We start from the raw sequence: 18984 nt of genomic DNA, 5'->3' as shown, positions 1-18984 counted from the left end.
GCCGTCCTCCGCGTACGGGGGAGATCAGCCCGGCAGGGCCCGGCCGTCGACGTCCAGGGCGAGGTCGTTGTCGACGGTGTAGTAGGGGCGTACGGTCGCGCCGTCGAGCGGGGTGGCCGGGTAGACGAAGATCGCCTTGCGCTGGGCCACGTCGTCCAGCAGCCGGCCCACCCGGACGCGGGGGCCGGCCGGTCCCGGGCGGAGGAAGACGTCCCAGAGGTCGCGGTCGGCGGCCCGGTCGGCCAGGAGGTCGCGGTAGTCGGCGGTGAAGGAGAAGCCGCGGGTTCCCTCGGGGCTCGGTGTGTACGTCCGGACCGCCCGGTTCTGGCCGCGGCGGATCAGCCGGATCTCAGCGCCCTCCGTGATCCGGGCGCCGAAGAGCCGGGCGCGGACGGTCATCGTGTGGCCGGAGAGGCGGAGGGTGTCGATCTCGGCGTGGGCGGGCCGCAGCCAGGTGCGCAGGGCCAGGAAGCCGTCCTTGGTGGGGTACGGGATCCGGACGGCCAAGGGCTCCGGCGTACGGTCCGGGTCGCGGCCGGCGAGCAGGGCGCGCAGGTCCAGCAGACCGGGCAGCAGTCGGACGGGCGGCGCGCCGGGGCCGTCGAGGAGACAGAGGTCCCAGCGTCCCTCGGCGAGCGGGGGCGTGGGGTCCAGGACGGCCCGCCGGCCGCCGTCCGCCGTGGGTTCGAGGTCGGCGGTGCGGGGCGGATCCTCGGGCCGGCCCTTTCTGGGGTGCTGCCGCAGCAGCAGCCGGGGCCGGTCGGCCGTCAGGGGTGCGAGACGTACGGTGAGCCGCCCGTCCGTGTCGATGTGGCAGTCGGCGCGGGGGGCCTCGGTGCGGAGGGCTTCCGGGCGGGGGGTCTCCGGGTGGGAAGCGTCCGGGCGGGCGGGGGTCATCGGCTCACCTTCCGTATCGCGCGCAGTACGGTGCTTGCCGCGACCATGGCGTTGTCCCGGGTCGCGTAACCCCGGCTGACCAGGGCGTGGTCGGTCCGCCGGGGCGCGGCCGGGTCACCGGCGCGGGCCGCGAGCAGTTCCTCAAAGAGGCGCTCGGCGCGGGCGACGACGGGGCCGGGCGCGAAGCGCCGGGAGTTCTCCAGCGCGGCGCGGCCCATGCGGCGGCGTGTCTCGTCGTCGCGTACGAGATCCAGCAGCGCGGCGGACAGGGCGGCGCGGTCGTTCACGGGCACCAGCCGGCCGTCGGCGCCGTCCGCGATGATCTCCTTGGGGCCGTACGGGCAGTCGGTGCTGACGACCGGGAGGCCGCAGCGCATCGCCTCGACGATGGTCATGCCGAAGGGTTCGAAGTCGGAGGTGACGGCGCAGATCGAGCCCTTGACCCACTCCGCCTCCATGGGGGTGGCGGCGCCCATCAGGAGGACATGGCCGTGGAGGCCGCGCTCCTCTATGAGGCGGCGCAGCCGGCCGTGCTCCTCGCCCCGGCCGTAGACGCGCAGCCGCCAGTCGGGGTGTTCGGCCACCACGGCGGCGAACGCCTCGATGAGCAGGTCGTAGCGCTTGACGCGGACCAGCCGGCCCGCCGCGATCACGACGCGCGCGTTCCCGTCCGAGGGCGGCAGGACCGGGTCGGGCACGCTGTTGGGCAGCGCCTCGACCCGTACGCCGGGCAGCCGGGTCTTGCGCCGGTAGGCCGCCGCGTCGGCTTCGGTGACGGTGGTCAGCGCGTCGAGCCCGGTGTAGGCCCGGCGCAGCACACTGCGCAGCCGGGGCGAGTGGTGGTCCAGGGTGAGGTGTTCCTGCCCGACGCGTACGGTCCGGTCCGTGGACTGGAGGGCGAGGTGCACATTGAGTCCGGGGCGGGTCGCCACCGTCACATCGGCGTCCGACGCCGCGAGGAGCGCGCCGATCCGCCGGTCGGTGAGTTCGCTGTACTGGCCGTAGCGGGGCTCCGGGGCGGGGAAGACGCGCGCCGGGCGGAGATGGTCCGGGTGGTTCTCCTCCTCGCGCAGATCCACCAGGGGCCGCAGCCGTACCCGGGGGTCCGGGGTGAGGGTCGGCGTCTCGCGGTGCCGGAACACGGAGACGATCTCCACCTCGTGCCGGTCGGCCAGCGCGCCCGCCAGATTGAACGTGGTGGTGATCGTGCCCCCGATTCCGTACGCGTTGTGAATCAGGAAGGAAATCTTCATGAAGGGGTAGACCCTTTCCGGACCCCGGCCGTTGCACACGTTACGGCTTCGTGAGCGAATACGCCGGTCAGAGGCCCGTCAGGGGATGGCAGCAGGCGCCGGCTCGGGCCCGGGCGGATGGCGCAGCCCCTCCGCCGCGTCCGAGACACGGCGCAGCAGATCGAGCAGGACGGTCTGCTCTCCGGGGGTGAGCGGGCCGAGGAAGACCTGGTTCATCCGGGCCGTCCGGACGGTGAGCCTGCGGTGGATGCGGACGCCGTCGTCGGTGAGGCGCAGCAGGAAGCGGCGGCCGTCGCGGGGGTCGCGGGCCTTGGCGAGCAGACCGCGGCGGTCCAGTCTGCTGATGACCTCCGCGATGGTGGAGCGGTCGAGGCCCACCCGGTCGCCGACGGTGCGCTGGTCCACGCCGGGTTCGGCGACGAGCGCGTTGAGGACGGCGTACTGCGGTGAGGTGATCTCCTCGGAGACCATGGTGTTCCAGAGCAGGTGGTGTGCCTGCTGGAGCCGCCGGGCCAGATGACCCGGGTGCGTGGTCAGGTCCACGGCCGCCATGAGTGCTCCCCCGTTCCTGGTGAGTTTTTCGTCTGTGCACTGATCGGTGTGACGGTCCGCCTCGGTGCGTCTGTCGAGCGTACCCGCCCTTGACGGGTCGGCAAGCCGGTGGCAGCGTGTGCGAAACCTCGCCGGAATAGTCAGTGCGCTGACTGTTTCGCGACTGTCCGACCCGGAGGAGAGGGGGCTTCACGTATGGACAAGGTGGTCGCCACGGTCGCGGAGGCGGTGGCCGACGCCCGGGACGGGATGTCGCTCGCCGTGGGCGGCTTCGGTCTGAGCGGTGTGCCGAACGAGCTGATCAGGGCGGTGCACGCGCGGGGGGTCCGGGATCTCTCCGTGGTGTCCAACAACTGCGGCGCGCTGGAATCGGGGCTGGCCCTGCTGCTGGCGGCGGGCCGGATCGCCCGGGTGACCGGCTCGTACATCGGCGCGAACAAGGAGTTCGCACGGCAGTATCTGGCGGGGGAGATCGAGGTCGAGCTGATCCCGCAGGGCACCCTGGCCGAGCGGCTGCGGGCGGGCGGCTGCGGCATTCCCGCCTTCTACACCCCGGCCGGGGTGGGCACCCAGGTCGCCGACGGCGGGCTGCCCTGGCGGTACGACGGGCACGGCGGGGTCGCGGTGGCCTCGCCGCCCAAGGAGGTCCGGGAGTTCGACGGCCGGGAGTATGTGATGGAGCGCTCCATCCGGACCGACTTCGCGCTGGTGCGGGCCGCCCGGGGCGACCGGCACGGGAATCTGGTGTTCGCGAAGTCGAGCCGCAACTTCAACCCGCTCGCCGCGATGGCCGGGCGGGTGACCGTGGCGGAGGTGGAGGAGCTGGTGGAGCCGGGCGCGATCGATCCGGACGAGGTGCATCTGCCGGGTGTCTTCGTCCAGCGCGTCGTCGCGCTCACCCCGGAGCAGGCCGCCGACAAGCGCATCGAGCGCCGTACGGTCTCCGTTCCCGGCGCGCGCGGGCCGGTGACCGTCTGATGGCGTGGACCAGGCAGGAGATGGCGGCCCGCGCGGCGCGCGAGCTGCCCGACGGGAGTTACGTGAATCTCGGCATCGGGCTGCCGACGCTGATCCCCAACTTCCTCCCCGAGGGGGTGGAAGTGGTGCTGGAGTCCGAGAACGGCATCCTGGGCGTGGGCCCGTACCCCGGTGAGGACGGGGTGGACCCCGATCTGATCAACGCGGGCAAGGAGACCGTCACCGTGCTGCCGGGCGCGTCGTACTTCGACTCGGCGCTCTCCTTCGGGATGATCCGGGGCGGCCATATCGATGTCGCCGTGCTCGGCGCGATGCAGGTCTCGGCCCGGGGCGATCTGGCCAACTGGGCGGTGCCGGGGCGGCTGATCACGGGGATCGGCGGGGCGATGGATCTGGTGCACGGGGCGCGTACGGTCATCGCCGTGATGACGCACACCGCCAAGGACGGCGGCCCGAAGATCCTGGAGGAGTGCTCGCTGCCGCTCACCGGCCGGGCGTGTGTCGACCGGATCATCACCGATCTCGGCGTGCTCGATGTCACCGCGGACGGACTGGTTCTGGTGGAATGCGCGCCGGGGGTGGAGCCCGCCGAGATCGTCGCGAGGACGGCCGCGGAGGTCCGCGTCTCCAACGTCACTCCCGGGGCCGCCGCACCCGCCGTACCCGCGAAGAACACCGTCACCACCGAAGGAGTCCGCTGATGTCTCAGCTGCGCGAGGTCTATGTCGTCGACGCGGTCCGCACCCCGATCGGCAAGTACGCCGGCGCGCTGGCGGGCGTGCGCCCGGACGATCTGGGCGCCCACGCCATCCGGGAACTCCTCGCACGCACCCCCGGGCTGGATCCCGCGCTGATCGGCGACGTGTACTTCGGCAACGCCAACGGCGCGGGCGAGGAGAACCGCAATGTGGGCCGGATGGCGGGCCTGCTGGCGGGGCTGCCCGTCACCGTGCCCGGAGTCACCGTCAACCGGCTGTGCGCGTCCGGTCTGGAGGCGGTGATCCAGGCGGCGCGGGCCATCGCGGTCGGGGATCTGTCCGTCGCCGTGGCCGGCGGCGTGGAGTCGATGACGCGCGCGCCGTACGTGCTGCCGAAGAACGACCGGCCCTTCCCCGCCGGGCACACCGAGCTGTACTCCACCACGCTCGGCTGGCGGATGGTCAACCCCCGGATGGATCCGCAGTGGACAGTACCGCTCGGGGAGAGCGCCGAACTCGTCGCGGAGAAGCACGGGATCACCCGGGAACAGCAGGACGCCTACGCGCTCGACAGCCATCGCAAGGCGGCGCGGGCCTGGCAGGACGGGCTGTTCGACGCCGAGGTGGTGCCCGTGTCCGTACCGGCGCGCAAGGGCGGGCCGGTGGTCGTCGCGCGGGACGAGTCCGTACGGCCCGACACCTCCGCCGAGGCACTGGCCCGCCTCCGGCCGTCGTTCCGCGAGACGGGCGGCACCGTCACCGCCGGCAACGCCTCCCCGCTCAACGACGGCGCGGCGGCGCTGCTGCTCGTCGACGAGGAGGGGCTGCGGGCGACCGGCCGTGAGCCGCTGGCCCGGATCTCCGCCACCGGTGTCTCCGCGATCGAGCCCCACTACTTCGGGCTGGCGCCCGTCGAGGCGGTACGGCGCGCGCTGGCGAAGGCGGGCCGCGGTCTCGGCGACCTCACCACGCTGGAGCTGAACGAGGCGTTCGCCGCGCAGGTGCTCGGCTGCGCCGCCGGCTGGCCGGACCTCGACCCGGCGGTCCTCAATCCGCGCGGCGGCGCCATCGCCCTCGGCCATCCGCTGGGCGCCTCCGGTGCCCGGCTCGCCGGGGCCGTCGCCCACCAGCTGGCGCGGCGGGGCTCGGGCACCGGGGTGGCCACCCTGTGCATCGGGGTCGGCCAGGGGCTCGCCCTCGTCCTCGAACGCTGACCCGGCGGCCGGGCGGCCAACCCACCTAACCGGCACAGCAGTTGACGGCCGGCGGTCACCCGCCGGCCGTGCGTCCCTGTCCCGCGTACTCACGGAGCGTCCCCATGACACCACCGGTGACCAGCACTCCCCTGCCCGAAGGGCTCAGCCAGCGGGAGATCGACGCGGCAGTCGCGGCCCAGGCGCAGGCCGGGCCGGTCTCCCGCCACCATCCGCCGCGCGACTGGCCCCCCTACCGCAGCAGCCGGCTGCGTCATCCGAAGCACTCCCCCATACCCCTGCGCGATCCCGAGGCGGTGGAGCTGTCGGGCCCGGCGTTCGGTGTCACCGACATCACCGCGCTCGACCGCGATCTGACCCGGCACCACCCCGGCGAGCCGCTCGGCGAGCGGATCACGGTCTCGGGGCGGGTGCGCGACCGCGCCGGGCGGCCCGTGCGCGGGCAGCTCGTGGAGCTGTGGCAGGCCAATGCCTCCGGGCGGTACGCGCACCGGCTCGACCAGCATCCGGCGCCGCTGGACCCGAACTTCACCGGCTTCGGGCGGTGTCTGACGGACGACGAGGGCGGCTACTCCTTCACCACGGTCAAGCCCGGCGCCTATCCGTGGCGCAACCACGTCAACGCCTGGCGCCCGGCCCATATCCACTTCTCGCTCTTCGGTACGGCGTTCACCCAGCGGCTGGTGACCCAGATGTACTTCCCGGGCGACCCGCTCCTCCCGTACGACCCGGTCCTCCGTTCGGTGACCGACGCCGCCGCGCGCGAGCGGCTCGTCGCGGCGTACGACCACGGTCTTTCGGTCCCCGAGTGGTCGCTCGGCTACCGCTGGGACATCGTCCTCGACGGGCCGTCCGCCACGCTCTTCGAGGAAGGAACCGCGCCCTGATGCCGTCGCTCGCCCCCACCCCCTCCCAGACCGTCGGCCCGTTCTACGGGTACGCGCTGCCGTTCCCCGGCGGCGGTGAGGTCTCCCCAGCCGGTCATCCCGACACCGTCACCCTGCACGGGTACGTGTACGACGGCGCCGGGGAGCCGGTCCCCGACGCGCTCGTCGAGACCTGGCAGCCCGCGCCCGGCGGGTCCCGCGCCGGGGCGCCCGGATCGCTGCGCCACGACCCGGTCACCGGTCTGGTCGTCGGCCGGGACCGGACCCGCTTCACCGGCTTCGGGCGGGTGCCGACCGACGCGGACGGGCACTGGACGGTGACCACGCTGCCGCCGGGCGGGGTGCCGTACGTCTCGGTCGCGGTGTTCGCGCGCGGGCTGCTGCACCATCTGTACACCCGGGCCTATCTGACGGACACCGGGGACGCCCTGCTCGCGTCGCTGCCCGGGGACCGGCGCGCCACGCTGGTCGCCCACGCCGAGGCGGGGGCGCCGCGTACGTACCGGTTCGACATCCGTCTCCAAGGCGAAGGGGAGACGGTCTTCCTGGAGTTCGGGCCATGAGCGCGGGCGAGAAGGGCGCGGACAGGACGGGCACGGACAGGACGGGCGCGGAGCTGGACGCCGGGCTGCTGGCGCCCGGGCGGGCGGGATCGCGCGCCGAGGCCGCGACCGGCGACCGGGCCTTCCTCCAGGCGATGCTGGACGCGGAGGCCGCGCTGACCCGGGCGCAGGCCGGGCTGGGGACGGCGCCGGCCGGGGCGGCCCGGGCGGTGACCGCGGCGGCCGACGCGGGCGCGTTCGACCTCCGTTCGCTCGCGCTGCGCGGCCGGGACGGCGGCAATCCGGTGATCCCGCTGGTCGCCGACCTCACGGCGGCCGTTCCGCCGGAGGCGGCGCCGTACGTCCACCGGGGCGCCACGAGCCAGGACATCCTGGACACGGCGGCCATGCTGGTGGCGGCGCGGACGCTGGACGTGGTCCTGGCGGACCTCGGGCGCGCCGAGGGGGCGCTCGCGCGGCTCGCGGCCGAGCACCGGGACACGGTGCTGCCGGGGCGCACGCTCACCCAGCACGCGGTGCCGACGACCTTCGGGCTGAAGGCGGCCGGCTGGCGGAGCCTGGTGCTGGACGCCCGGGACCGGCTCCGTACGGTACGGGCCACGCTCCCCGTCCAACTGGGCGGCGCGGCGGGCACGCTGGCGGCGTTCGAGGCGTACGGCGGGGACGGGCCCGCGCTGGTGGCGGCGTTCGCCCGGGAGCTGGGCCTCGCGGAGCCGGAGCTGCCCTGGCACACGCTGCGGACGCCGGTGGCGGACCTCGCGTCGGCGCTGGCCTTCACGGCGGGGGCGCTCGGCAAGCCGGCCGCCGATGTGCTGGTGCTCTCCCGTACCGAGATCGGTGAGCTGGCCGAGGGGACCGGCGGCGGCTCGTCCGCGATGCCGCACAAGGCGAACCCGGTGCGCGCGACGCTGATCGCCGCCGCGGCCCGCCGGGCGCCAGGCCCTGCGGCCACGCTGTACGGGGCGATGGCCGCCGAGGACGAGCGGCCCGCCGGCGCGTGGCACGCCGAGTGGGAGCCGCTGCGCGAGCTGCTCCGGCTGGTGGGCGGCGCTGCGGAGCACATGGCCGCGCTGGCGGCGGGGCTGCGGGTGCGTCCGGAGGTGATGGCCCGGCAGCTCGGGCTGACGCGGGGGCTGATCGTCTCGGAGCGGCTGGCCGCCGCGCTGACCCCGCTGCTGGGCCGCGCCCGCGCGAAGGCGCTGCTGGCGGACGCCGCCGCGCGGGCCGCGGCCGGGGGCGCGCCCCCGCTGGCCCGGATCCTGGCGCGGGAGCCGGAGCTGCGGGGGCTGGACCTCGAAGAACTCACCGATCCGCGCCGCTACACGGGGAGCGCGGGCGCGCTCACCGACCGGGCCCTGGAGCGGCGTTGAACGGGCCGAGCGGTACGAGGCCCGCCGGGGAGGAGCTGCTCCACCACCGGGCCGAGGGGCCGGGGGGCGCGCCGGCGCTGCTGCTGGGTCCCTCGCTGGGCACCTCCACCGCCGTGTGGGACGCGGTCGTGCCGGAGCTGTCGGACGCGTACCGGGTGGTGCGCTGGGATCTGCCGGGGCACGGCGGTTCCCGGGCCTCGCTGATCGGTGCCGGCGCCACCGTCGCGAAGCTGGCGGAGCTGGTCCTGGCGCTCGCGGACGCGCTCGGCCTGGCGCGGTTCGGGTACGCCGGGGTGTCGCTGGGCGGGGCCGTCGGGCTGCATCTGGCGGTCCATCACACCGAGCGGCTGACGGGGCTCGCCGTGGTCTGCTCGTCGGCGCGCTTCGGCGGCCGGGGGCCGTGGGAGGAGCGGGCCGCGCTGGTACGGAGGGATGGCATGGCGGCGGTCGCGGCGGCTTCGCCCGCGCGCTGGTTCACGCCCGGTTTCACCGTGCCCCGGCTGGTGGCGGACGTACGGGAGGCCGATCCGGCCGGGTACGCGGCGTGCTGCGACGCGCTGGCGGCGTACGACCTGCGGGCGCTGCTGCCGGGTATCGCCGTGCCGACACTGGTCGTGGCGGGGTGCGCGGATCCGGCGACGCCGCCCGCGCACTCGCGGGAGATCGCGGACGCGGTGCCGGGCGCGGTGCTCGTCGAGCTGCCGGGCGCGTCCCATCTGGCGCCCGCCGAGCGGCCGGGGGCGGTGTCGGCGGCGCTGCGCGGCCACTTCGGCGGGGGCGCGGGCACGAGCGCCCGATGAGACCGGTGGGGTGCGGGCGCGTGGCGCGCGTCCGTACCCACACCGGTCGGGGGGTCAGGCGCTGAAGGTGTGTTCCGTCGTGGAGCGGTAGGTGGTACCGGGGCGCAGGACGGTCGAGGGGAACGAGGGGTGGTTCGGAGAGTCGGGGAAGTGCTGGGTCTCCAGGCACAGTCCGTCGCCCTGCCGGTAGACCCGGCCGGAGCTGCCGGTCAGGGTGCCGGTGAGGAAGTTGCCGGAGTAGAACTGCACACCGGGCTCGGTGGTGGCGATCCGTACGGTACGGCCGGAGCCGGGGTCGCGCAGGGTGATGGCGTGCTTCGGGGTGGCGGTGGCGCCCTTGTCGAGGACCCAGTTGTGGTCGAAGCCCTGGCCGCGCAGGAGCTGCTGGTGGCCGGTGCGGATGTCGCGGCCGACCGGCTTGCCGGACCGGAAGTCGAACGGCGTGCCGGCGACCCTGGCCAGTTCGCCGGTGGGGATGAGGGTGGGGTCGACGGGGGTGTAGCGGGCGGCGTCGAGGGTCAGTTCATGGCCGTACACATCGCCGCTGCCCTCCCCGGCGAGGTTGAAGTAGGTGTGGTTGGTGAGGTTGACGACGGTCGGCCGGTCGGTGGTCGCCGCGTAGTCGATGCGCCAGGCGCCGCGCGGGGTGAGGGTGTAGGTGACCTTCACCCGCAGGGTGCCGGGGTAGCCCATCTCGCCGTCCGCGCTGACGTAGGACAGGACGAGGCCGACACCGGTGGGTCCGGTGAACGGCTCGACGTCCCAGACCCGCCGGTCGAAGCCCAGGGTGCCGCCGTGGAGGCTGTTCGGCCCGTCGTTCAGGGGGAGTTGGTAGGTGCGGCCGTCGAGGGTGAAGCGGCCGCCGGCTATCCGGTTGCCGTAGCGGCCGATGAGCGCGCCGAAGAAGGTGGTCGCCTTCACGTAGTCGTCGAGGTTCTCGAAGCCCAGGGAGACATTCACGGACCGGCCGCGCCGGTCGGGGATCTCCAGGGCCTGGACGACACCGCCGTAGCTGAGCACGCGCAGCCGGGTGCCGCCGTTCTCCAGGGTCCAGCGGTACACCTTGGTGCCGTCGGCGAGCCTGCCGAACAGCTCGCGCGTCGGGGTCCGGCCGCCGCCGGTGGACGACGACGCCTGTGCGGTGCCCGCCATGGCGGCGGTGAGACCGACGGCGGCGGCGCCCGCCAGGACGACGCGCCGGGACGTGGGGCCGGTGCGCGGCGTGGTGGAGTGTGCGGTGGGTTCGGTGGGCTCGGTGGGCATGCGTGCGGCTCCTGCCGTAGGGGAAAGGGAGTGGGCTGCGCTGTGCTGCCCGGTCACCTCATCGGATCCTGACCCGGAGGAAGGTGATCGAGTGCGGTGGGAAGGTGTGGGTGAACGAGGCACCGACGCCCTTCAGGGTGGAGGTGACGGGGGCGATGGGGTGGTCGTCGGCCGTGTTGACCGCGTCCGGGTCCCCGCTGAGGGTGGTCAGCCGGGCGGTGGCGGCGGTCTTCGTGCCGCGGCCGAGGTCGATGGCGGTACGGGCCGCCGCGTCCTGGGCGTTGACGACCTTGACGACGAGGTCGTTCCCGTCGCGGGTGACGACCTGCCGGAACGGTTCGGCGATCTTGTCGTCGGTGAAGCTTCCCCACTTCTGGCCGTCGAGGAAGAGGGTGACCTGCCGGCCCCGGATCTCGACGCGAATGTCGTAGGTGCGGCCGGTCTCGATCCGGGTGGAGTCGGAGATCAGGGTCTGCTTGGCGCCGCCGACGGCCTTCTCGACGGCGGACTGGGTGTTGTTCCAGCCGCCGAGGTTCCACCAGTAGTAGTTGCCCGTGTCCTTGACACCGAAGGTGACCAGGAAGCCTTCCCGGCCGGAGAGCTTGGTGGCCTTCGTCCGCAGGTCGTAGTCGTGCCAGGCCGGGTCACCGGCGGTGACGAGGGTGTTCTCGGCGGTCGCGTCGGACTGGACGTAACGGCCTCCCTGGACCGTCCAGTTGCCCCTGTTCTCCGCTCTGGTCCACCGGGAGTCGCCGGCGGAGAAGTCGTCGGCGAAGAGCGGGGTGCCGTCGGCGCCGGTGACGGTGACATCGTCGTACGCGGCGCTGGTCGCCCAGGTGGAGAGGCCGATGGCGCCGGTGATCGGGCCGGTGACGGCCGGGGTGGCGGTCGCGGTGCTGGGGACGACACGGTCGCCGGTGTTGGTCATGAAGAGCTTCTGGGCCTCGTAGCTGGTGGAGCCCCAGGAGCGGGTGGAGTCGAACCAGATCATGTCGGGCCGCCACTGTGTACTGGCGGTGTCGGCGAGCAGCGGGGCGTACGAGGCGAGCTTGACGATGTCCGCGTTGCGTTCGAGGCCGGTCATGAACGCGGCTTCGGAGAGGGCGTTGCGGAAGCGGTTGTCCTGCGAGGCGTACTCGCCGAGGAACACCTGGGGGCCGGAGCGGTCGTAGGAGTCGTAGCGCTCGTTGTTCTCCAGGAACCACTGCGGGCTCCTGTAGTAGTGCTCGTCGACCAGGGCGACCTTGGCGTCCCGGTTGAGCTGCCAGGCCCGGTCGAAGGTCGGACCGCCGGCGTCGGGGCCGGAGTTGGAGACGACGGTGATATCCGGGTAGCGGGCCTCGATGGCCGTGCGGAACGCGGTGAAGCGCTCGAAGAACGCGTCGAAGACATTCTCCTCGTTGCCCACCGCGAGATGGGTGAGCCCGAAGGGCTTCGGGTGGCCCAGCTCCGCGCGCTTCTTGCCCCAGACCGAGGTGGTGGGGCCGTTGGCGAACTCGATGAGGTCCAGGGTGTCCTGGATATGGCGCCGCAGCAGGGCCGGGTCGTCGGTCACCCGGTTCTGGCCGCAGCCGGTGACGAGCGCGGGGACGACGGGCAGCGGCATCGCGCCGATGTCCTCGGCGTACTGGAAGTACTCGTAGTAGCCGAGGCCGTAACTCTGGTTGTAGCCCCAGAAGTTGGCGTTGGTGGCGCGCTCCTCGACCGGGCCGATGGTGTCCTTCCACTGGTACGAGCGCTTGCGCTGCCAGCCGCTCGCCTCGTCGTATCCCTCGTGGCTGCCGGTGTTGACGAGGCAGCCGCCGGGGAAGCGGAGGAATCCGGGGCGCAGGGCGGCGATCTTCTCGGCGAGGTCCTTGCGCAGCCCGCCCGGCCGGCCCTTGTAGGTGTCCCGGGGGAAGAGCGAGACCATGTCGAGCCGGACCGTGCCGGTGCCGCCGGCGGTGAGCGCGAGCCGGCCGGTGGTGCCGGTGGCCCGCGCGGTGAGGGTGCCGGTGTACTGGGCCCAGCGGTCGCCTCGGGCGGTGATCCGCAGCGGCTCGGCGAGCGGGGTGCCGTCGGCGGCGCGCAGGGCGACGGTGAGGGGGGTGCCGTCCGCGGCGTCGGTGCGGGCCCAGACCGAGAAGTCGTAGCGCCGGCCGTCGGTCACGGGGATGCCCGCGGTGTAACCGGAGTTGACGACGCCGGTGCCGGCCTCCGTACCGTCGGGGCGCAGCCGCAGATAGGTGCGGTTCCGTTCGTTGAGCCGCCCGTCGTCGGAGACGGTGGCCACCTCGCCGCTCCCGGTGCGGGTCCACGCGGTGAGCGGGTGGTACGAGGCGTGGTCGGCGGTGCTGTATTCGAAGGACCGGTTCTGCACCAGCTCCGCGTAGAGGCCGCCGTCGGCCGCGCGGTTGATGTCCTCGAAGAAGACGCCGTACATGGTGTCGTCGATCTTCGGTCCCTGGCGGGCCGTGTCGACGGTGAGGGCGTAGTCGGTGGTGTCCTGCGCCGTGGTGTCCTGGGCCGTCGTGGTGTCCTGCGCGGCGGCGGCCGGCGCCGGGGTGTCCTGTGCCGCGGTCGCGGGCGCCTGGAGCGGTCCGGCGGCCACCAGGATCGCCGCGGTCGTGAGAGCCAGTCTCCAGCGCGTGCGGGGCATAGTTCGCATGGCTCCTCGTTCGATATTTCGGACGATGGTCAGAACCTCGAACGGAAAGATAGGGAGCGGCATCAGAGGCGTCAATGGTTCGCACAGCACTGCCTGACACAGCGGCCCCACCCGGCGCGGGAGACACGCGGGCGGGGCCGGAGGCGGCGGGCCGTGCCGGGGCTCAGATGTCGAGCAGGTCGCGGGCGCGTACCGGCAGGCCGGTCTCGAAGGACCGGTTCGCGGCCAGGCCCGTGACCAGGGAACGGGCGCCGTCGGTGGCGTCCGCCGCGCGGCCGAGCGCGTCCGGCGCGCCGGGTCCGGGGCCGCCCGTGCCGTGACCGCCCGCGCCGGGGCCGTGCTCGCCGAAGAGGTCGGCGAGCATCCGTATGTCCCCGCCGCCGTGACCGCCCTCGCCCGACGCGGCCTTGATCTCGCGCGGGCGCTCCCAGAAGCGGCGCAGTGTCAGCTCCGTACGCCCGGCCTCGTCACCGACGGCGGCGCCGTGCATCACCGCGCTCGCCCGGTCCGTACGGGCGTCGGGCCGGGTCCAGGTGGACTCCTCGACGAGCAGCTCCAGCCGGCCCTCGCTGCCGTTGAAGGCGATCCGGTAGCCCTCCCAGGGGGCGTACGCGGTGAGGTGGTACGTCAGGGTGGCGCCGGAGGCGTAGCGGACGAGGACGGCCATGTCGTCCTCGATGGAGACGCCGGGGCCGAAGACGTTCTGGTCGCGGTGGTAGCCGTCCTCGGCCTCCGCGTCGAGATAGAGCGCCTTGAGGACGGCGGAGTCCGCGAGACGCACGGCGAAGGGGTCGCCGTCGGCGGCCGGGGAGCCGTGGGCGCGGGTGTAGTCGCGGGCGAGGCCGCGGCGCCGGCCCGCCTCGTCCCCGTAGAAGAAGAGCCCGCCCTGTGCGAACACCGTCTCCGGGGTGGTGCCGAGCCACCAGTTGACCAGGTCGAAGTGGTGGGTGGCCTTGTGGACCATGAGGCCGCCGGAGTTGGCCTTGTCGCGGTGCCAGCGGCGGAAGTAGTCGGCGCCGTGCCGCAGATCGAGCAGCCACTCGAAGTGGACGGAGCCGATCTCGCCGATGGAGCCCGCCGCGAGGGTCTCGCGGACGGCGGCGTGCACCGGGTTGTAGCGGTAGTTGAAGGCGACCCGGACCTGTCCGCCGGTGCGCCGCTGGGCGTCCAGGATGCGGCGGGCGCGCGGGGCGTCGGTGGTCATCGGCTTCTCGGTGACCACGTCGCAGCCGGCCTCCAGGGCCCGCACGATGTAGTCGTCGTGGGTGCGGTCCACACCGCACACCACGACGAGACCGATGCGCTCGCGGCGCAGCATCTCCTCGAAGCCGGCCGCGTCGTAGGCGGGTACGGGCGGCCTGCCGGGGTGGTCGGCGGCGATCCAGCCGTTGTGGACGGCCATCCGGTGCGCGTTGACGTCGCAGAGGGCGGCCAGCTCGATCCGGTCCGCGTACGGTCCGGTGAGCGCCTCGGTGAAGAACCGGGCGCGGGCGCCCAGGCCCACGACGGCACAGCGCCGGCGTGCGGTGTCAAGGGGCATGCGGGATCTCCGTTCGGTGTGCGGACAGCCGGACGCGCAGCGGGATGACAGGCGGTGGTGGCAACGATTGCATGCCGGACGGTGCTGGACAAGAGGCCCCCGGAGGCTATGTATTTACCGGTGATCCGGGGTATTTCATTGACTGGTGCATGGCTGCGGGCGTAACTTCCCGGCCAGTTGGAAACAGACTGGCAACGTTTGCAGCGGACCGTCCGCGACGAGTGAAAGGCCGTGATGTGCCGAGGTCAGCCGCGTTCGAGCGCGGCCGTCGAGCCCCGTACCACCAGGTGCGTCGGCAGCACGCGCTGGAGGGGCGGCGCGCCCTCGACGGCGGGGGTGCCGAGCATCCGGAAGAGCAGATCGACGGCGGCCCGGGAGCCGTGCGACTTGGGTACGTTGACGGTGGTGAGCGGCGGCGCGGCCATGCCCGACAGGGCGATGTCGTCGCAGCCGACCACGCTCATCTCCTCGGGCACCCGGACGCCGCGCGCGGTGAAGCGGCTGATCAGGCCGAAGGCGACGATGTCGTTGAAGGCCACCACCGCGCTCGCCCCGCTGGCCAGCACGACATCCGCCGCGCCGGTGATCCCGCCGTCGAAGTGCGGGGCGACGCTGCCGACCCGGACGATGTCGAGGAGGCCGGACTCGGCCACCGCCTCGATACCGGCGGCGCGTTCCTTGGCCGCCCAGGTGGAGCGCGGGCCTCCGACATACGCGACCCGGCGGTGGCCGAGGGCGTGCAGATGGGTCAGCGCGTCGGTCATGCCCTCCATCAGGTCGGCGGTGACGCTGGCGAAGCCCGGTTCCTTGCGGTGGAGCAGCACGATGGGCTTGTCGGTGAGCCCGGGCAGGGAGGCCAGCTCCTCGCTGCTCAGATGCGGCGAAACGAGCAGGATGCCGTCGACCTGCGGGGCCAGGGTGCGGATCGCGTCCAGTTCGAGGCCCTCGTCGCGCTCGGCGTCACTGACGAAGACCGTGTGGCCGAGCCCCCGGGCGCGGGCCTGCACGCCCTTGGTGATGTCCGCGAAGAAAGGGTTCAGCAGGTCGGGGACGATCAGGCCGAGATGGCCGGTCCGTCCGGTGATCAGGCCGCGCGCGGCCTGGTTCGGCTGATAGCCCAGCCGGTCGGCGGCGGCCCGTACCCGCTCGCGGGTCACCGGACTGACCGTGCCGCCGGACGCCAGCGCCCGGGACACCGTGGACGGGGAGACCCCGGCCGCCTTCGCTACCTCTCGAATCGTCACCTGCACGCCCTGAGGTTGACACCCCGCTCCACGGGCGTCAATGAAGATCGCGCGGAGGTCCCCCGGGCCCGGCCGCCGGCCGCCCCGTCCCGTACCTTCCCGCCCCTCCTGTCGCCCGTCCTGCCGCCCGTCGCACTGCCCGTCGCACTGCCCGTCGTGCCGCCTGTCCTGCCGTCCGTACCCGTATCCGTATCCGAGGAGTTCCCGCCATGCCCCGCCAGCCCGACCGTCTCCGCGCCGCCGTCGTCGGCACCGGCGCCATCGTCGCCGGCAGCCATCTGCCGGCCCTGACCGCCCACGCCGACCGGGTGGAGCTGGTGGCCGCCGTCGACGTGGATCCCGGCCGGCTCGACGCGTTCCGTGCCGAGGCCGCCACCGCGGGCTTCGACGTCCAGGGGTACGCGGACCTGGCCGCCATGCTCGACGGTGCCCGGCCCGATCTGGTCCTCATCGGCACCCCGCCGTCCCTGCACCGGGAGCAGACGGTCGCCTCGCTCAAGGCCGGCGCCTGGGTGCTCTGCGAGAAGCCGCTCTGCCTCACACTCGCCGAGTACGACGAGATCGCGGCGGCCGAACAGGCGTCGGGCGCGTACGCCTCGGTGGTCTTCCAGCACCGCTACGGCTCGGGGGCCACCCATGCCCAGGAGCTGATAGCCGGCGGTGAGCTGGGCGCGCCGCTGGTCGCGCACTGCCAGACCACCTGGCACCGGGACGCCGCGTACTACGCGGTGCCGTGGCGCGGCCGGTGGTCGACCGAGGGCGGCGGCCCCACGATGGGGCATGGCATCCACCAGTACGATCTGCTGCTGCATCTGCTCGGCGAGTGGACCGAGGTGCGCGCCATGGCATCCCGGCTGGTGCACGACACCGAGAGCGAGGATGTCTCGACGGCGCTGGTGCGGTTCGCGAACGGCGCGCTGGCGACCGTCGTGAACAGTGTGCTGTCGCCGGACGAGGTGAGCCGGATCCGGATCGACTGCGCGGACGCGACGGTCGAACTGACGCATCTGTACGGCCACTCCAACGCCGACTGGACCTACACCCCGGCCCCGGGGGTCGCGCCGGAGCGCGCCGCGGCCTGGCGCTCCCCCGCCGGTGACGTCCCCAGCTCGCACACCGCGCAGCTCGGCGCGCTGCTCGACGCGAAGGACGCCGGGGTACGGCCGCCGGGCAGCGGCCCGGACGCCCGCTCCACGCTCGAATTCGCGGCCGCGCTCTACAAGGCGGCCTTCACCGGGCGGCCCGTGCACGCGGGAGAGATCGCGCCCGGCGATCCGTACTACACGGCCATGCACGGCAACCACCCCGACTGGAGCCCTCAGCGATGACGATTCAGGTCACCCACACCCACGGCGAGCGGATCACGGTGCGTTCGGGCGGCGTCGAGCTGCTGAGCTATGTGTACCGGCCCGATCCGGAGGCGTTCGAGGCGCGCAAGCCGTACATCCATCCGCTGCGCACCCTCGGCGGCCGGCAGGTCAGCGGCTACCGGCCCAACGACCACCGCTGGCACAAGGGTCTCCAGATGACCGCCAGCCATCTGTCCGGGCAGAACTTCTGGGGCGGCAACTGCTATGTGCACGGGGAGGGTTACCGGGCGCTGCCGGAGCGGGTCGGCTCGATGCGGCACGACGGGTTCCCGGTGCTGGCGGTGGCGGACGACCGGTTCACCCTGGCGGAGGAGCTGACCTGGGTGGAGAACGGCGGCGCCGAGTGGGCGCGCGAGGAGCGCGGCATCACGGTCCACTCGGTGGACGAGGAGGCCGGGGCCTGGGCGCTGGACTGGTCGATCCGGCTGACGAACGTCCGGGACGAGCCGCTGCGCTTCGGCTCGCCGACCACCGCGGGCCGGGAGATGGCCGGGTACACCGGGCTCCAGTGGCGCGGCCCGCGCGACTTCACGGGCGGGACGGTCTTCGGCCCGGAGGGCCCCGCGGACAGCGCGGACGCCCCGGACGCTTCGCACGCCGGGCACGGGCTGATGGGCACGCGCGGCCCCTGGCTCGGCTTCACCGCAGAGCACGACGATGTCGACGCGCACTCGACGCTGGTCTTCGCGCACGCGCCGCGCGGCGAGGAGGGCAGCGCGGTGGACGCGTCGCACTGGTTCGTCCGCGCCGAGCCGATCCCGACCGTGGCGTTCTCCTGGGCGTTCTTCGACGAGTTCGCGCTGGCGCCGGGCGAGTCCTTCGCGTACCGCTACCGGGTGGTCGTCGCCGACGGCGCCTGGGACCGGGACCGGGTGGACGCGCACCTCAAGGGCCTGTCGTGGTGAGCCTGCCGCACCCGCTGCCGGGGGCCGTCGGGCTGTCGCACCTGAGCGCGTACGACTGGGAGGCGGCGGACGGGGTGTGCGGCGGCAGCCCGCATCTGCATCTGGTGTGCACCGAGGCGTACGTCGTCACCGGCGGCCGGGGCGCGGTCCAGACCCTGAGCCCGGACGGCTACCGCGAAACACCGCTGGAGGCGGGGTCCGTGGCCTGGTTCACGCCCGGGACCGTACACCGCATGGTGCAGGGCGGCGGGCTGCGGATCACCGTACTCATGCAGAACAGCGGCCTGCCGGAGGCCGGGGACGCGGTCTTCACCTTCCCGCCGGAGTATCTGGCCGATCCCGAGCGGTACGCGGCCGCCGCGGCGCTGCCCGCGAAGTCGGGCCCGGCGGCGGAGGAGGCCGCCCGGCGGCGCCGGGATCTCGCCGTCGAGGGGTATCTCGTGCTGCGCGAGGCGCTCGAAGCGGGCGACAGCGGCCCGTATCTGGAGTTCCAGCGGGCGGCGGCCCGGCTGGTCCGGCCGAAGGTGCCGGTCTGGCGGGAGCGGTGGCGGGCCGGCGCACTGGCCGCCGCGGAGCGGACGGGCGGCCAGCTCGACGCGCTGGAAGCGGGCGCGCCGGAGTATCTGGCCACCGGGTCCGCGGTGTACGGCAGCGGTCCCACCCGGCTCGGCGGCCTCGGCATGTGCGGGCGGCGCGACGAGTACGAGCTGCCCGGCACGACACTGCCCGTACCGGACGCCGTGGCGGACAGCGCCGTACCGGACGGTGCGCCGGACGCCTGACCAGCGACACACCACCGAGAG

The 18984-nt window shown here is 73.6% G+C and carries 16 protein-coding genes and 1 pseudogene; 10 read left to right on the top strand and 7 right to left on the bottom strand.

Annotation, left to right across the window (positions count from 1 at the left end):
* Window positions 1–24: 24 nt before the first annotated feature.
* The 3 genes from DVK44_RS35365 to DVK44_RS35355 all read right to left on the bottom strand — a co-directional run bounded on the left by DVK44_RS35365 (window position 25) and on the right by DVK44_RS35355 (window position 2702).
* Window positions 25–897, bottom strand: coding sequence for a transferase (locus DVK44_RS35365; RefSeq protein WP_228447512.1), 873 nt, complete (start codon window positions 895–897; stop codon window positions 25–27).
* Window positions 894–2150, bottom strand: coding sequence for a glycosyltransferase family 4 protein (locus tag DVK44_RS35360; RefSeq protein WP_114664684.1), 1257 nt, complete (start codon window positions 2148–2150; stop codon window positions 894–896). The genes DVK44_RS35365 and DVK44_RS35360 overlap by 4 nt, the downstream gene beginning before the upstream one ends.
* Window positions 2151–2228: 78 nt before the next feature.
* Window positions 2229–2702, bottom strand: a complete 474-nt coding sequence (locus tag DVK44_RS35355; RefSeq protein WP_114664683.1) for a MarR family winged helix-turn-helix transcriptional regulator — start codon at window positions 2700–2702, stop codon at window positions 2229–2231.
* Between the two features lie 195 nt (window positions 2703–2897).
* Here DVK44_RS35355 and DVK44_RS35350 point away from each other — a divergent pair, with 195 nt between their 5' ends.
* The 7 genes and pseudogenes from DVK44_RS35350 to pcaD form a co-directional block, all read left to right on the top strand.
* On the top strand, window positions 2898–3680 hold the full coding sequence (locus DVK44_RS35350; protein ID WP_114664682.1) for a CoA transferase subunit A: 783 nt from the start codon (window positions 2898–2900) through the stop codon (window positions 3678–3680).
* Window positions 3680–4381, top strand: a complete 702-nt coding sequence (locus tag DVK44_RS35345) for a CoA transferase subunit B (RefSeq protein ID WP_114664681.1) — start codon at window positions 3680–3682, stop codon at window positions 4379–4381. Before DVK44_RS35350 ends, DVK44_RS35345 begins: the two co-directional genes overlap by 1 nt.
* An 8-nt stretch (window positions 4382–4389) precedes the next feature.
* The gene (locus DVK44_RS35340) at window positions 4390–5592 is read left to right on the top strand and encodes a thiolase family protein (protein ID WP_114665651.1); all 1203 of its coding nucleotides are present in this window, start codon (window positions 4390–4392) and stop codon (window positions 5590–5592) included.
* Window positions 5593–5696: 104 nt separating this feature from the next.
* The gene (gene pcaH / locus DVK44_RS35335) at window positions 5697–6479 is read left to right on the top strand and encodes a protocatechuate 3,4-dioxygenase subunit beta (RefSeq protein WP_114664680.1); all 783 of its coding nucleotides are present in this window, start codon (window positions 5697–5699) and stop codon (window positions 6477–6479) included.
* Entirely contained in the window at window positions 6479–7042 is a 564-nt protein-coding gene (gene pcaG, locus DVK44_RS35330) for a protocatechuate 3,4-dioxygenase subunit alpha (protein WP_114664679.1), read from the top strand. Before pcaH ends, pcaG begins: the two co-directional genes overlap by 1 nt.
* Window positions 7039–8412, top strand: coding sequence for a 3-carboxy-cis,cis-muconate cycloisomerase (pcaB, locus tag DVK44_RS35325; protein WP_114664678.1), 1374 nt, complete (start codon window positions 7039–7041; stop codon window positions 8410–8412). The genes pcaG and pcaB overlap by 4 nt, the downstream gene beginning before the upstream one ends.
* Window positions 8409–9194, top strand: a pseudogene (gene pcaD / locus DVK44_RS35320) (3-oxoadipate enol-lactonase); the annotation flags it as partial. The gene pcaB and the pseudogene pcaD, both read left to right, overlap by 4 nt.
* Window positions 9195–9266: 72 nt before the next feature.
* Here pcaD and DVK44_RS35315 read toward each other — a convergent pair.
* The 4 genes from DVK44_RS35315 to DVK44_RS35300 form a co-directional block, all read right to left on the bottom strand.
* The gene (locus tag DVK44_RS35315) at window positions 9267–10475 is read right to left on the bottom strand and encodes an aldose epimerase family protein (RefSeq protein ID WP_114664676.1); all 1209 of its coding nucleotides are present in this window, start codon (window positions 10473–10475) and stop codon (window positions 9267–9269) included.
* A 58-nt stretch (window positions 10476–10533) separates the two neighbouring features.
* Window positions 10534–13113, bottom strand: a complete 2580-nt coding sequence (locus DVK44_RS35310; protein ID WP_114664675.1) for an alpha-L-arabinofuranosidase C-terminal domain-containing protein — start codon at window positions 13111–13113, stop codon at window positions 10534–10536.
* A 172-nt stretch (window positions 13114–13285) separates the two neighbouring features.
* Window positions 13286–14662, bottom strand: coding sequence for a Gfo/Idh/MocA family protein (locus DVK44_RS35305; protein WP_114664674.1), 1377 nt, complete (start codon window positions 14660–14662; stop codon window positions 13286–13288).
* Between the two features lie 245 nt (window positions 14663–14907).
* Window positions 14908–15906, bottom strand: coding sequence for a LacI family DNA-binding transcriptional regulator (locus DVK44_RS35300; RefSeq protein WP_228447511.1), 999 nt, complete (start codon window positions 15904–15906; stop codon window positions 14908–14910).
* Between the two features lie 209 nt (window positions 15907–16115).
* On the opposite strand from DVK44_RS35300, the gene DVK44_RS35295 reads away from it, so the two are divergent.
* The 3 genes from DVK44_RS35295 to DVK44_RS35285 are packed head-to-tail and all read left to right on the top strand — an operon-like array spanning window position 16116 to window position 18963.
* Window positions 16116–17234: a Gfo/Idh/MocA family protein gene (locus DVK44_RS35295; protein ID WP_114664672.1), complete on the top strand. Its 1119-nt coding sequence runs from the start codon at window positions 16116–16118 to the stop codon at window positions 17232–17234.
* Window positions 17231–18181, top strand: coding sequence for a DUF6807 domain-containing protein (locus DVK44_RS35290; protein WP_114664671.1), 951 nt, complete (start codon window positions 17231–17233; stop codon window positions 18179–18181). Before DVK44_RS35295 ends, DVK44_RS35290 begins: the two co-directional genes overlap by 4 nt.
* Window positions 18178–18963, top strand: a complete 786-nt coding sequence (locus tag DVK44_RS35285) for a cupin domain-containing protein (RefSeq protein ID WP_408055382.1) — start codon at window positions 18178–18180, stop codon at window positions 18961–18963. The genes DVK44_RS35290 and DVK44_RS35285 overlap by 4 nt, the downstream gene beginning before the upstream one ends.
* Window positions 18964–18984 lie beyond the last annotated feature (21 nt).

This window comes from Streptomyces paludis, assembly GCF_003344965.1.
Classification (GTDB): domain Bacteria; phylum Actinomycetota; class Actinomycetes; order Streptomycetales; family Streptomycetaceae; genus Streptomyces; species Streptomyces paludis.
The sequence above is the reverse complement of the archived record's forward strand: the minus strand, read 5'-3'. Positions and strand labels throughout refer to the sequence as shown.